The following is a 13,388-nucleotide window of genomic DNA, read 5'->3' on the forward strand; positions in this document are numbered from 1 at the left end:
GTGCATTCAACTCTCTTGCAGGATCTTCTGATCGGCGATGCCTGCCGCCGGCCTGCGTAGCAGTGCAAGGGGAGCGGCATACAACTGTTTCTTGATTTCTCCGAGAGTGTGGCCCCGGGTGGTGGTCAGTGTGCGAGCGCGTTCGACTGCCTTGGCCAGAACTTCAGCTTCGGAGGCAATTTCATCGACGAGTCCTGCTGTCAGCGCATCGATTCCGCCGTATCGTCGACCGGTGGCAAGTGCAGTGTGCGCGTAGGTAGCCGCGACGCGAGCAACGCAATGCTGCCGGGCGTGTAACTTGCCCCGATGGTGATACCGGGTAGACAGAAGTATCCGCGATCTTCACGAATCACGATGTGATCGTGTGCTGCTGCCAGGATTGCGCCGCCGCCGAATGCATGTCCGACGACGGCGGCGGTTGTCGACATCGGGAAGATCAACAACCGTTCGAACAGCGTCTCCACATGATCGATGTACTGATTCGCCTGGTCGGTGTTCTGGAGGATCCAGGCGGTGTCCAGTCCGGTGGAATAGAACTTTCCGGTGGCAGTCGTGACCAAGGCACATGGGCCGGTGTGGGCCTCGACCTCGTCGAGTAGAGCGTTGACGGTATCGAGCCAGTCCGGATGAAACGGATTCGGTGTATCGCGTTCTCCGGTGTTTCCGAAGTTCAGGATGAAGACATTTTCGTCGCGCTCCAAATACGGCATATCGGGCGACAATACTGACATGGCGCGAAGTTGTCTCGAGTTGAGGACTATTTGCGTGCAGTGAAAGCTGCCGACGGTTGAAGCACCCTGGTAGGGGTATTCACTGTCTCGCTGGATTTTGTGCCTATTTTGGACGAATCTGTATCGCCTGGTACCGCATTCGCGTCGACCCCGAGCAATCGTGATCGGAGATCAGATACTGGCCGGCGGCGGAAGTTACGTACTCGGCAACCTGTTGATCTCCGCTATCACAGCGGGGTGCACATTCGGATGGCTGCTGCTTTTCGATGTGCCCTACCTGCTGGTCCTCGCTCTTCTCGTTGCCCTGCTCGATCTCATCCCTGTCGTCGGTTCCACTCTTGCCGGAGTGATCGTTGCGTTGGTTTCGCTGACAGTCTCGGTACCAACGGCATTGGCGACGGTCGGATTCTTCGTTGCACTTCGTTTGATCAATGATCTTTCGGCGCAAACTCGGTCGTTCAGGGCCGGGACAGCCGAACCTGTCGGTACCTGCCGTTAGTGTCTCGGGTATGGCTACGGGGGTGGTGAAGCGGGCATACAAGTACCGTTTCTATCCGACGTGCGGGCAAGCTGAGCAGCTTGGCGGAGCCGTCGAAAGGCCCACTGCAGGAATCGTTACGGCAGTTGCAGGGTGCGTTCGACAAGTTCTGGCGGGGGCAGAACCGGTATCCGACGTTCAAAAAAGGGGTGTTTCGAAGGATTCGGCAACGTATTTTGCGAACTGCTTCACCTACCGGGGATTGCCCGACGATGTGGTGCCTTCTCAGGTGACGATGTCCCGTAATTTGGGCAGTACCATATTTCGATTCTCGTCGAGACCGAGATCGCTGCACTGACGCCGACGGACCACGTTGTCGGCGTCGATGCCGGGATCACGAGCCTGTTCACGCTCTCGACGGGGGAGAAGATCGACAACCCGCGTCATGAGGCGAAGGATCGGGTGCGGTTGGCGAAAGCGCAACCGGCGCTGGCGAAAAAACAGAAGGGATCGGCTAACCGGGCGAAGGCCCGGTTGAAGGTAGCGAAAATCTATGGGCGTGTTGCTGATCGGCGACGCGACCATTTGCACCAACTCTCCACTCGGCTGGTGCGCGAAAACCAAGTGATCGCCGTCGAGACGTTGAGTGTGCGGAACATGCTGAAGAATCGCAGTTTGTCGCGGGCGATTTCGGATGCGGCGTGGTCGGAGTTCCGGTCGATGCTCGAGTACAAAGCGGGTTGGTACGGGCGGCGGGTGGTGACGATCGACCGGTTTTATCCGTCGTCGAAAACCTGCTCGGTGTGTGGTGTTGTGGTGGAGTCGTTGCCGTTGGATGTGCGGGTGTGGACGTGCCGGTGCGGAGCGCATCACGATCGGGATATCAATGCTGCGATCAATATTTTGGCCGTCGGGCTGGCGGTGTCGGCCTGTGGAGATGGTGTGAGTCCTCTTCTCGTGTAAGCGAGGGGAGGCGACTGTCTGTGAAGTAGGAACCCTGGGATGTGAGTTTGAGGGGCAACATGGGGTGTGAGCCCTGTGGGGTGCCTCTCTATTGGTCAAGAAGCCTTGGCGAGCGTTTTCGAAGGTGCTCGTGCACTCCGCTTTTCATCGGCGAGCATGATTCGCCAGAGGTATCCGGCGAGGTGTCGTTTGAGTGCACGTGCTGCGGTGCGAGGTGGTTTTCCTTCGGCGATTTTCTTGTCGTAGAACGTTCGGCCGGCGCTGTCGGGCATGCGTATCTGGATCATGGCGATCGTGTAGATCGCCGAGTTGAGTTGCCGATCTCCGTATCGTGACAGTCGGTGCCGAGAAGAGTCGGCGCTGGCGATCTGGACGGGTGCGGTGCCGGTGTAGTTAGCGTAGGCGGCGGCGGTCGGAAACCGGCCGGCGTGTCCGCTGCGGCCGAGAAGTCGAGCCGCGAGAACGGGCCCGACGCCGTCGATCTCACGTAGTCGTGTGTCGTGCTGATCGAGGAGTGCGGTGGTCTTCTTGCTGTTGACGGTGAGTTGTTCGTCGAATCGTTCGACGTCTGCGATAAGTTCCTTCGCGAGTTGGAGTCGGACTTTGTCGGGTTCGGTTTTGGCCCGGAATCCACGGAGGGCGGCGGCAGCTTTCTTCGGTGTCAGCGAGGACGGTGCACCTCCGGCCATCAACTCTCGCAGCAGTGCGTGTAGTTGGTTGACGGTTCGGGTTCGACTGTGAGACAGGTTGACTCGTCGTTCGTCGAGGATTTCCAGTGCATCGTTGATGGACTCGGGGTGAATTTGTCGTGCATCACCTTGCAGGGCTGCGACGCTCGCTGCTGCGGCCGCATCGATGCGATCGTTCTTGCGTCGGCCACCTCGGGATAGTTCACGAACACGAGCGGTGGCGGTGGTCGGGATGTCGAAGACGAGCTCACCGAGTGCGAGTAGCCACAATGCGAGGTGGTGTCCGAGTCCGTCTGCGTTCTCGATAGCCCAGCGGCGGTCCGGCCAGGCTTTGGCCCAGGCGATCAGTCGTTTGTAATCCGTGATGGAGGCATCGATCCGTATCGATCCCAGGTCGGTGTTGGTGGTGGAGTCGAGTGCTGTCGCGGTGTGGGTGGACTTGTGCGGATCGATACCGATGACGATCATGGAGTTCGGTTCCTTTTCGCTCGATGGATTGGGATCCGCGGCGGACATTCCGACTTCAAGTACCTCTCACAGCAGCTTGTGGTCACGCCTCTCTCGAGTCACGCCGCGAACGCAGACCGGAGGGGGTGACACACCCCGCTGGAGTCAACCCAAACTGCGGGTGACAGGAATCTCGCGAGTCATTCCCTCTCGTCTACTACGACACGATATGGCTGCAACCTCTTGGATCGTGCCGGTACATTCCATATAAGTCGGAATCTCGGTCGGTTCACGGCCGAGAGGAAGTCAAGGGGATTGTCGGAGCTTTTCCGGCGATTCCGATCGCAGCGGGACTCCTCCTGCTGGCGAGGGCGATTCTGTTCCCCAGACTCGATGCGACTTGATGCTCAATCAACATGGCGCACAGTCCCTCCCAATGTCCGGAAATGCCGGGAGGGGCTGTGCGCGGTTGGAATTCAGTTCGCGTTGGCAGGTTCCCTCACGGCCGAGTTGCCGTGATTTTCCGTGGTGGAGTTCGGTTTTTGGAACTTGGGAATGAACGAGGTCAGGATGAGCGCGATAATCGCGGATCCGGCGGCCAGGGCCATGATCACCCGGAAAGCGTTTTCGGAAGGCAGCGTTGCGCCGCCGAGCGACATCGTCATCTGGGCGATGACAACACCGGCAATGGCGCTGGCGAAGGACGTTCCCAGTGAGCGCATCAGTGTGTTGAAACTGTTGGCTGCGCCGGTTTCCGACAGTGGGACGGCGCCCATGATGAGGGCAGGCATTGCGCCGTAGGCCATTCCGGTACCGGCACCGGTGATGATCGCGATCATGATCAGCTGCCAGATCGAATGCATAGCGAAGATGCCGATTGCGTAACCGACCGCGACTACAACGGCACCGATCATGAGGGTGATTTTGGCACCGTACAAGTTGGTGATGCGGGAGGAGACGGGCGCGATCAACATCATGACGATGCCGGACGGAGCCATAACCAGGCCCGCGGTAAGCATGGATCCGCCGAGTCCGAAGCCGGTGGCTTCGGGCAGTTGAACAACCTGCGGGAAAACCATACTCAGGGCGAACATCGCAAACCCGAAGACGATGGATGCGAGGTTAGTGAACAGCACCTGTGGACGTACGGACACCCGCAGGTTGATCAGCGGCTGAGGGGTTCGCAGTTCCCACCATCCCCAGATGACAAACGCGACCAGCGAGAAACCGAGCATGGTGAGAGTCTGGGTGCTTGTCCAACCCCAGGAGTTGCCCTTGGATATCGCCAGGAGGAGGGCGATCAGAGCGGCAGAGAGTGATACGGCGCCGACGAAGTCGAACTTGCCGCCGGTCCGAACCGTGGATTCGGGAACATTCACGACGACCAACGCTGTCACGAGGATGCCGAGGGCAGCCGATGTCCAGAACAGAACATGCCAGTTGGCGTATTCGGCAATAAGAGCTGCAAGTGGGAGACCAAGTGCGCCACCGACTCCCATTGATGCACCCATCGCTGCGACCGCGCCCGCAAGCTTCTTCGGGGGAAGCACGTCGCGCATGATGCTGATGCCCAGTGGGATGACACCGGCGGCCAGTCCCTGCAATACGCGTCCGAAGATAAGCGGTACCAGGCTCGAACTCAGCGCTCCGATAACCGAGCCGGCTACGAGAAGAGCCAGGCTGATCAGAAGTAGTCGGCGTTTGCCGAACATGTCGCCCAACCGGCCCATTGTCGGGACAGCTACGGACGCGGCCAACAATGTGGCCGTCACGGCCCACACGGTGTCCGACGCGGGTGCGTTCAAGTATTCGGGCAGATGCGGAATGATCGGGATGACAAGTGTTTGCATCAGGGAGACGACGATGCCGGCGAACGCCAGAACTGCAACTACAGCGGTGGTGGACGGTGGCTTGGTCCCTACGGGTGCAGCAGTAGGTATCGACATTGAGGAGGCTCCATCGGAGAAAAGGGGAGATTTCGTGAATTAAGTCAATTGCTTGAACTAAAGTTAAAGCAGTTGACTGACTTGATGCAAGGGTGCGATGTTGATGGTGACCAAGATCTCGGGCGCAGGACTGCGCTGGGCTAGCGACTGTGACGGTAGAAGTGACGACAAAATCTGAAGACGTAGCGAGCATTCGGAACGCTCCGGCGAATGCCGCTCGGTCCGTTGCGACCCGTGAACGGATACTCGATGCTGCCGAGCGGTTGTTCGCAGAGCATGGCGTCTTCGCGGTATCGAATCGGCAGGTGAGCGAGGCTGCCGGGCAGGGTAACAATGCTGCGGTCGGGTATCACTTCGGTACAAAAACCGATTTGGTGCGGGCGATCGTGGCCAAACACGCCACGCAGATCGAGCGGAATCGCATGGCACTGTTGGCAGAGATCAAAGGATCAGCCGACGCTCGTGACTGGATCACATGCCTGGTTCGGGCGTCCACCGACTACTACCGAGATTTGGGGACTCCTACCTGGTACGCGCGTTTCAGTGCCCAGGTTCTGACCGATCCGACTCTTCGTTCCGTCGTGTACAACGAGGCGCTGACGTCGCCGTCGCTGCAGGAGACGCTTGTCTCGCTTGCTGCATGCCTGCCTGACATGCCGGCTGATGTCCGGCATGCCCGCGCCGAGATGGCACGGCAGGTGATGGTGCACATGTGTGCGGAACGGGAAAGGATGCTTGCCGACGGGGAGGGGTTCGAGGTCTCCGGGTGGAATGATTTTTCAACGGATCTTGTCGATGCGCTCGTAGGTCTCTGGTGTGCACCGGTTACGCGATAACGGGGAGAGTCTGCTTTTCTGTCGTAGAAGTCTGAAAGTTGGTTGCTGCAAAGGCATTCGATGCGCTGTGGAGATTTTCCTATCTGAAACTTTCCCTTGACTCGAATGGATGTTCGAGTATAATTGGGGGCAAGGATGGGGGGATCCGATGAGCGTCGATACCGTAGTTGCCGATGTTGTAGCTGGTTCTGCAATTAATGTGCGCGGCATGCTGTGGAAACTGCGGCCGTGCGACGTGCGGGAAGTCGCAGTCGCCGCATCGGCGGAAATCCTACGGCTGGAAGCGATCCGGGTTGCCGCGGTCGACGAATTGGCCCTTCATCCGGACGAACAAGTGCTGTGTTATCGCGGCGTCGGTCGCTGGCTGGCCGCGAACACGATGCTGCAGAATGCGGCCGGAAACAAGATCGCCGCCCTCGGGGTGGCCCTGCGAGCATTCCCCGCCATTGCGGCGCAGTTCGATGCCGGTGACCTCACCGTCGACCATGCCGCGCTGATCGCCGCGTTCTGCGAGTCTCCCCCGAAAGGGATGCCGGACCGCGCCCTACCGCATTGCATCAAAACCTTGCTCGCGGCAACTTCCGGGGTGGAGGCCACCACCACGAAACTGCGCTACGCCATCGCCGTGCTCGAGCGGATCTTCGAATCCGAGGACATCCCGCCCGGGGAGGACGACGACCGCAATGAGTTGCGCATCGCGCCGACGTTGAACGGTCGGGTAGTGATCAAAGGTGACTTCGATGCGTTGACCGGCGAAATGCTTCTCTCGGCGTTGTCGGGGTTGTCGATGCCGACCCCCGCCGCGGACGGGACACCGGATGTGCGGTCGGCGGCCAAGCGGACGGCGGATGCGTTGACGGAGTTGATTCGTCGGTATCTCGACAATGCGGCGACCGGGGTGGACGGTGGTCAGCGTCCGCATGTGAATGTGCATGTGGCTGCGAAAGATCTTGCGGAGCATCGGGACTGCGCCTCGACTCGAGCGACTGCTGCCGGTTCAAATGTCGGAGCCAGTGACTTCGAAGACATTGCCAGCGAGGATGCGCCGGTGTGGAGCTTCGACGATCTGGAGGACCTCGACGATCTTGATGTCGGGCACATGCCGTGGATGGGTCCGCTGAGCATCACCCGCACCCGGATGCTCGCGTGTGATTGCATGCTCTCGACGGTGCTGCTGGATGAGAACGGTGCCCCGCTCGATGTGAGTCCTCTGAAACGGTTGGTGTCGGCGGCGCAGCGGACGGCGTTGATCGTCCGCGACAAGGGGTGTGCGTTCCCGTCGTGTGATGCGGTGCCGGCGTGGTGCGATGCGCACCATATTCGGCCGTGGTCGCAGGGCGGGTTGACGGTGATGGACAACCTCACCTTGCTGTGCCGAGCGCATCACACTCTGATTCACCGTAAGGCCGGTTTTGCGGGGCAGTGGGAGATCAAGATGGGGTCGGATCGTAGGCCGTGGTTTATTCCGGCGGCGGGGATTGATCCGGTGCAGCGGCCGCGGCGATCAAACCTGCGTCCGGGTCCGGTGCTACGCACGTGAGAATTGTTGCACCACAACTTCACACAGTGTCAAGCTTCGCGTCGGGGATACTCCGCCGCGAAGCTTGACGTGGGATTGCCGCCGAGCATCAGGATCGTTCCGGCCGGGTTTAGGGGCAATTGCTACTGGCTACCCATTCGACTTGGTCTACAACGCCGACGGCATAGTCATGTCCAGTCGATCCATCAGTCTTGATCGGAGCCTCTCGGGACACTGGCGCATCGGCCAGGCAACGAAGGAGATGGTTCGCGGTGATCTACAGCCGGCAGCAGTGCAACATGCTCACCGTACGAGCCCGCACGCCGAGCCTTACGCAAGATTCGAAATCCGCGTCATCCTGAAGGAGTGACTCGTGACCACGGACGACACACAACCTCAACCGCCAGGCCAGCCGCGCCCCGCTGACTTCGATGCCCTCTATCGCGGCGATTTCGACGCTTTCAGGCGCAACGTCGAACTTCCTGACGCCGCCGAGCCCGCCGGATTCGAGTTCGACCGAGTGCCCTGGGATATCGGCGAAGCCCAGCCGGTGGTCCGCGACCTGGAGGCTGACGGTCAATTCAGCAGCGAGGTGCTCGACATCGGTTGTGGGCTAGGCGAAAACGCACTGCTCCTTGCTCGCCGCGGGTACGAGGTGTGCGGACTCGACGCTTCGCCCACCGCAATCGACATCGCCCGCGAACGTGCCCGCCGGCGTGGGCTGGGAAAAGCCGTCGACTTCGGCGTCGCCGATGCCACCGACCTGTCTGGTTACGCCGGCAGGTTCTCCACCGTCATCGACAGCGCCCTCTACCACTGCTTCCCGGAGGACCAGCGTCAGCGTTATGCCGAGTCGGTGCTGCAGGCCTGCCGACCTCAGGCCAGTCTCTACCTGGTGTGTTTTTCGGACCAAGTTCCCGAACAGTTTCCGGGTCCATACCGCATCAGCGAGGAAAACCTCCGTCGCACGCTAGGCGACGCGGGATGGATAGTTCGACGGCTGGAAAGGGTCACATATACCACCGCATTCACGCGGGATGATCTTGCGGGTCAGCCGAATTCGCCCTTGGCTGCAATTGTTGACGGTCTTGGCTTCGACTCGAACAACCGACTCCTCGCCCCGGCCTGGCTAGTCACGGCCGAGCATCCTTGAGTGCCGTGAACTGTCCGTGACGGCCATGACTACTGCCAGATCTCCAGATGGAATCCTGTGGACATGAATACTGTGGCCTTGGAGTTGGTTCGGCCTGAGTTATAGGAGTCCAGTGGGCATTGGCGACAGTCATCTACTACGTACGCAGTATCGCGGGCGCTGTCACGTTGCGCGAAAAGTGCAGCGGTGCGACTGGTCTTGGAGCTCGCGCTACGAATTTCCGTTGCACGGTCCTCTCCGACTGGAAACGTGCTCCGGACAGGTCGTGCTCGATGGGTAATCGAAAGATGCACTGCACGAATCGTTTACGGTGATATTTCAACAAATTCTGTTGGGGAACAATGTAAGAGAGTTCGTAAATGGGTATCTATTCTGGTTCGAGCATCGTTCATTTCCGCTGTGGCAGTTCCGGAATCGATTGCCTTGTCCCGCCCACGGATAGTGTGCGGGTCAACGCCAGGTCTTGACACGGTATCAGTCGCGGCGTTTGACTGATGTTCTTGCTTGTGTTGAATCGCCCCACTGTGTTCTGGGAGGTTGACGTATGCGCGACATAGGGTTTGCGGGTTCGGTAGATCGACGCGGAGTACCCCACCGCAGGGCCGTCTCGGTACTGACCTTGGTGGGAGCGTGCCTTCTTGCCCTGGCGGTTCCCCAGGCGGCCAGCGCAGGATCAGTAGCAATGACGGGCGACACCGGGTTCGTGATGCCCTTTGTGGGGGCGCCCGGCTACGAGCGTCTGGGGCCGACGCAGATGACCAGTCCGGATCAGCTCAACGCGACACTCGGTCAGCAAGCGGCGGATCAGATCGCCAGTCAGATCGGGCTCAATCCGGCTGACGCACTATCGGATCAGCAGTATCGAGATCTCATCACCGGAGGTGGAGTCGGCGGCGACCGCGACGCTGCCAAGATGATCGAGGAAAGCATCCTCATTCTCACCAATACGAACGGCCGTCCATTCTTTTCCAACGCTGACGGTCACCTTACGCCGTCGGTTCTGGCCAGCTATGGGCTCTACGTGAATACCCAGGGGATGTTGCAAAGTCCGGCCAACGCGGATGCGCCTACCCGGCAGGTGAACGCTCTGATTGCTCCCGGCGGGTATGTCGGCACCTGGCTGCGGAACAACGACGCGACAGAAACGCTGATAGCGCTCTATCGGTCGGCCTACACGGTGCAGCTGCCCTTTGGTATTGCATCGCAACAGATTTCGGGAAACGCTCAACTGGTGACGAACACCAAGGGCGATGTGAGTTCGGAGGTGGGCATGTCGATGGCCCCGCCGCTCTGGATAGTGAACTTCGCGTTGCTCTACATTGTGAAGCCCTCCCTGGCCGCCGCGATGCCGGCGCACTGGGCTCCCATCCCGTCGGCGGTTGCTGACGCCATAAAGTCGAGTCCTACCGGCCAGGTTCCTTTCAGCGACTATGCGTCGTACTTCGAATGATTCGATACCGTCAGGCTTGGTAGACCGTCTCGCCGCCCACAACTGTCCGCCGGACGCCCAGTGTGGACAGGTCAGCAGGCCCCTCGGAGTGGGTCTCGTCGGCGAGGGGGTCCGCGTCGAGCACAACGAAGTCTGCCCACAGTCCCGGCTCGATCCGCCCTTTGACGTTGTCCTCGCGGGTGACGCGGGCGGCCTCGCTGGTGTAGCCGGCCAGCGCCTGGCGGGTGCTGGCGCGTTCTTGCGGCCCCAGTACATGGCCGTCGCGGGTGATGCGGTGTACCGCTGTGTTCATTGTGAACAGGGGGTCGACGGGAGTCACGGGGCAATCGCAGTGCAGCGCGTACGGCAGGCCGGCAGCAGCGACCGACGCGACAGGGCTGATGCGCTCGCCACGGCCGGGACCGAGGTAGCGGTCGCGGTGCCGATCGCCCCAGTAGTAAACGTGATTGACGAAGATCGAGGCGAACACGCCGAGTTCGGTCATACGCCGGATCTGGTCGTCGCGCAGGGTCTGCACGTGCTCGAGGCGGTGCGCGACATCCTGTTCCGGGTATGCGGCTTGGGCCTTATCGATGGCGTCGAGAGAGAGGTCGATGGCTCTGTCGCCGTTGGTGTGGATCGCGACCGAACGACCGGCGGCGTGATTCTCGGCGACGAGTTGTGCGAGATTGCCGGTCGGGATAGCCATCTCGCCGCAGTGGCAGCCGCCGAGGTCGTGGTACGGCTCCGTCAGCGCCGCGGTGTGTAGTTGGATTGACCCGTCGGAGACGATTTTCACTCCACCGACCTCGAGATAATCAGTGGCGCAAGGTATTTCACCAAGCTGATCGGGTGCATCGCTGCGGAGGTACAGGCGGGCGCGCAGTCGCAGATCGCCGTCCTGGTCCATTTGTCGGTAGGCGGCGTACAGGTTCGCGGGGACCAGTAGGTCGTGGAAGCTCGTCACGCCGACCCGGGCCATCTCGTCCTGTGCACGGAGCATCGCGCGGCGAGCGGCGTCGAGGTCAGCCGCGGGCATCAGACCGCTGAACATCGCCATCGCCGGGATCTCGCGGAGTTCGCCGGTGGGCGTGCCATCCGGGAAGCGGACGATGATGCCGCCATCCGGTTCCGGCGTGTCCTCATTGATCCCGGCCTCTGCCAGTGCCACCGAGTTGAGGTAGATCCCGTGGTTGGAAGTGTGCCGCACCATGATCGGATGCAGGGTGGAGGCTCGGTCGAGGTCGTTGACGGTCAGTCCTCGGTCCTCCGCGACCAGCGAGTCGTCGAACCCCCAAGCCTCGACGAGTGTGCCCTCGGGAGTCTGTGCGGCTCGCGCCGCCAGGGCCTCGACGACCGATTCGGTAGTCGGGCAGGCATTCGTCGTCGCGTCGACGCCGGCCAGCATCAGGCCCCACATCAGTGGGTGCAGGTGAGTCTCGATGAACCCTGGTACGACGGCGGCTCCACCGAGGTCCACGACCTCGGTGGCCGGTCCGGCCAGCGCCAGGACTTCCGTGTCGGAGCCGACTGCCGTGAATTTCCCTGCCGCGCAAGCCATCGCGGTCGGCAGAGTGGTTGTCCTTTCTTCGGACATAGTCTGGATTGATCCGTTGACGAACACGCGGTCAGGGACAGTCATCGGTAATTCTCCGTTTGTCGGGGTTGAGGACGGTGGACTGGCTAGTCCTCGCCCACCATGATGTGCGCGTAGTTCACACCGCCGGCCCCGATCATGTGTGCGAAGCCGATGCGGGCGCCCAGCTGCTGGCGGACGCCGGACTGCCCGCGCAGCTGCTGGACGATCTCGACAAACTGCGACATACCGGTCGCGCCGCCAGGGTGTCCGCGGCCGATGAGCCCGCCGCTGGGGCTTACAGCGACGCGGCCGCCGATGTGGAAGTCCCCATCGGCCATCGCGACGGACGCCTTGCCCTCGGGGGCTAGCCCCAGGTCCTCGATGTACTGCAGCTCCTCGACGCTGAACGCCTCGTGCACCTCCACAATGTCGAGCTGCTCCGGCGTGATGCCGGACTGCGCGAAGGCCTTCGACGAGGTCCTCCGGGTGACCGTGAGGTCCGGCATGAATGCGCCGGCCTTGTGCCACTTGTCGCTCTCCGCGACCGCGGCGGCGATCCGAACTGCGCGGGCGCCGTTCGACGGCTTGCGACTGGTGATGATCGCGGCGGCGGCGCCGTCGCCGATCGGGCAGGACTCGACGCGCCGCAGCGGGTCCACCAGCATGGGGGCGGCCTTGAGTTCGTCCATGGTGAGGGCCTTGTTGCGCTGGGCCATCGGGTTGCGGCTGGCGTTGTAGAGGTTCTTCTCCACCACGAGCAGGCTGGCGTCGGCGGACTCGCCGTACCGGTGCATGCGGGCCTGCTTCATCAGCGCGAACGGCACTGCGGGAACGGACATTCCGGACACGGAGATCAGGTCCGGGGGCCGTTCCTCCTCTGCTGCGCGACTCATCAGGAGGGCGCCGAGGCTGCCGATGCCGACCACCGCCGCGGTCTCGACCATGCCGGAGGCGACAGCAAAGCGCGCCTGCTCGAACGCGGCAGTTCCTGTGGCAGAGGCATTTTCGACGGCATAAGTCGGGATTCCGGTCCAGCCCATCTCATGGAGTACCGAGGGTGCGGCCGACATGTCGGTGCCGATGGCGCCGACGACGAGCACGCCGACCTCGCCCCAGTCGAGACCCGAATCGGTGAGCGCGATCGTCAGCGCCTGCCCGCCCTGAACAGGGGCGGGGGTCGTGGTGCGCGAGACGATGGGAGTCATCCCGACCCCCGCGATGTAGGTTTCACGCATCGGAGGACTCCTTGCCGAAGCCGTAGGTGGTGAACAGGTTGTCGTCGGCGCCCACGACGCGGGGGATCACGGCGACCCGGTCGCCGATGTGCACCGGACCGTCGCTGACTCCGAGCAGCTCGACGCCGCTGTTCTCAAGGCTGACTTGCGCAATGGTGACGGGTGGCTGCGCGCCGGCGATGGCGAACATCGCGGTGGAGTGGGATACGACGGTCCCGGTTCCGGCGAGGTCGATGAGGTTGGCAGGGGCGTAGCAGCTCGCGCAACGCCCGCGGGAGGGGAAGCTCACGGTGTCACAGCGGGAGCAGCGGGCGCCGCGGAGCGTGACGCCGTCGTCGTCCACGCGCAGTGCGGCGTTGTCAAAGGAGGGGTGGCTCACGGTG

Annotated in this window: 11 protein-coding genes and 2 pseudogenes; 7 read left to right on the plus strand and 6 right to left on the minus strand. The window is 61.6% G+C overall.

The genetic code is table 11. The annotated features are described in order from the left end of the window. Positions 1 to 6: 6 nt before the first annotated feature. A pseudogene (locus MTX36_RS01385) lies at positions 7 to 710 on the minus strand (enoyl-CoA hydratase/isomerase family protein). A 133-nt stretch (positions 711 to 843) separates the two neighbouring features. On the opposite strand from MTX36_RS01385, the pseudogene MTX36_RS01390 reads away from it, so the two are divergent. The 3 genes and pseudogenes from MTX36_RS01390 to MTX36_RS01400 all read left to right on the plus strand — a co-directional run. Next, positions 844 to 1,167 (plus strand): annotated as a pseudogene (locus MTX36_RS01390) (AI-2E family transporter); the annotation flags it as partial. Positions 1,168 to 1,240: 73 nt separating this feature from the next. Beyond that, positions 1,241 to 1,567, plus strand: coding sequence for a helix-turn-helix domain-containing protein (locus tag MTX36_RS30460; protein WP_243618230.1), 327 nt, complete (start codon positions 1,241 to 1,243; stop codon positions 1,565 to 1,567). Then, the gene (locus tag MTX36_RS01400) at positions 1,564 to 2,172 is read left to right on the plus strand and encodes a transposase (RefSeq protein WP_243618231.1); all 609 of its coding nucleotides are present in this window, start codon (positions 1,564 to 1,566) and stop codon (positions 2,170 to 2,172) included. The genes MTX36_RS30460 and MTX36_RS01400 overlap by 4 nt, the downstream gene beginning before the upstream one ends. Before the next feature lie 95 nt (positions 2,173 to 2,267). Here the strand turns inward: MTX36_RS01400 and MTX36_RS01405 are convergent, their stop codons facing one another. Both MTX36_RS01405 and MTX36_RS01410 read right to left on the minus strand, forming a co-directional pair. After that, the gene (locus MTX36_RS01405) at positions 2,268 to 3,329 is read right to left on the minus strand and encodes an IS110 family transposase (RefSeq protein WP_308198178.1); all 1,062 of its coding nucleotides are present in this window, start codon (positions 3,327 to 3,329) and stop codon (positions 2,268 to 2,270) included. A gap of 455 nt (positions 3,330 to 3,784) precedes the next feature. Beyond that, the gene (locus MTX36_RS01410) at positions 3,785 to 5,254 is read right to left on the minus strand and encodes an MFS transporter (RefSeq protein ID WP_243617973.1); all 1,470 of its coding nucleotides are present in this window, start codon (positions 5,252 to 5,254) and stop codon (positions 3,785 to 3,787) included. Between the two features lie 161 nt (positions 5,255 to 5,415). Here MTX36_RS01410 and MTX36_RS01415 point away from each other — a divergent pair, with 161 nt between their 5' ends. The 4 genes from MTX36_RS01415 to MTX36_RS01430 all read left to right on the plus strand — a co-directional run bounded on the left by MTX36_RS01415 (position 5,416) and on the right by MTX36_RS01430 (position 10,212). Further along, complete coding sequence (locus tag MTX36_RS01415) at positions 5,416 to 6,090, plus strand: TetR family transcriptional regulator (protein WP_243617974.1); 675 nt, start codon at positions 5,416 to 5,418, stop codon at positions 6,088 to 6,090. A 148-nt stretch (positions 6,091 to 6,238) separates the two neighbouring features. Next, positions 6,239 to 7,630 carry an HNH endonuclease signature motif containing protein gene (locus tag MTX36_RS01420; protein WP_243617975.1) on the plus strand — a complete coding sequence of 464 codons (1,392 nt, stop codon included), beginning with the start codon at positions 6,239 to 6,241 and terminating at the stop codon, positions 7,628 to 7,630. 352 nt (positions 7,631 to 7,982) lie between these two features. Further along, on the plus strand, positions 7,983 to 8,762 hold the full coding sequence (locus MTX36_RS01425; RefSeq protein WP_243617976.1) for a class I SAM-dependent methyltransferase: 780 nt from the start codon (positions 7,983 to 7,985) through the stop codon (positions 8,760 to 8,762). Between the two features lie 544 nt (positions 8,763 to 9,306). Continuing rightward, entirely contained in the window at positions 9,307 to 10,212 is a 906-nt protein-coding gene (locus MTX36_RS01430; RefSeq protein WP_243617977.1) for a hypothetical protein, read from the plus strand. Positions 10,213 to 10,222: 10 nt separating this feature from the next. On the opposite strand, the gene MTX36_RS01435 is transcribed toward MTX36_RS01430, so the two are convergent. From MTX36_RS01435 to MTX36_RS01445, 3 genes are read right to left on the minus strand one after another with little or no spacing between them, the layout of a single operon-like run. Beyond that, positions 10,223 to 11,833 carry an amidohydrolase gene (locus MTX36_RS01435; RefSeq protein WP_243617978.1) on the minus strand — a complete coding sequence of 537 codons (1,611 nt, stop codon included), beginning with the start codon at positions 11,831 to 11,833 and terminating at the stop codon, positions 10,223 to 10,225. Between the two features lie 41 nt (positions 11,834 to 11,874). Continuing rightward, the gene (locus MTX36_RS01440) at positions 11,875 to 13,005 is read right to left on the minus strand and encodes a thiolase family protein (protein WP_243617979.1); all 1,131 of its coding nucleotides are present in this window, start codon (positions 13,003 to 13,005) and stop codon (positions 11,875 to 11,877) included. Beyond that, positions 12,998 to 13,384, minus strand: coding sequence for an OB-fold domain-containing protein (locus tag MTX36_RS01445; protein WP_243617980.1), 387 nt, complete (start codon positions 13,382 to 13,384; stop codon positions 12,998 to 13,000). The genes MTX36_RS01440 and MTX36_RS01445 overlap by 8 nt, the downstream gene beginning before the upstream one ends. Positions 13,385 to 13,388 lie beyond the last annotated feature (4 nt).

The organism is Rhodococcus sp. ARC_M6 (genome assembly GCF_022810305.1).
Lineage (GTDB): Bacteria > Actinomycetota > Actinomycetes > Mycobacteriales > Mycobacteriaceae > Rhodococcus_F.

Excerpts from the sequence above, each read along its gene's own strand:
- MTX36_RS30460 (WP_243618230.1), top strand. The coding sequence starts at position 1,241 with ATGGCTACGGGGGTGGTGAAGCGGGCATACAAGTACCGTTTCTATCCG.
- MTX36_RS01405 (WP_308198178.1), bottom strand. The coding sequence starts at position 3,329 with ATGATCGTCATCGGTATCGATCCGCACAAGTCCACCCACACCGCGACA.
- MTX36_RS01410 (WP_243617973.1), bottom strand. The coding sequence starts at position 5,254 with ATGTCGATACCTACTGCTGCACCCGTAGGGACCAAGCCACCGTCCACC.
- MTX36_RS01420 (WP_243617975.1), top strand. The coding sequence starts at position 6,239 with ATGAGCGTCGATACCGTAGTTGCCGATGTTGTAGCTGGTTCTGCAATT.
- MTX36_RS01430 (WP_243617977.1), top strand. The coding sequence starts at position 9,307 with ATGCGCGACATAGGGTTTGCGGGTTCGGTAGATCGACGCGGAGTACCC.
- MTX36_RS01435 (WP_243617978.1), bottom strand. The coding sequence starts at position 11,833 with ATGACTGTCCCTGACCGCGTGTTCGTCAACGGATCAATCCAGACTATG.
- MTX36_RS01440 (WP_243617979.1), bottom strand. The coding sequence starts at position 13,005 with ATGCGTGAAACCTACATCGCGGGGGTCGGGATGACTCCCATCGTCTCG.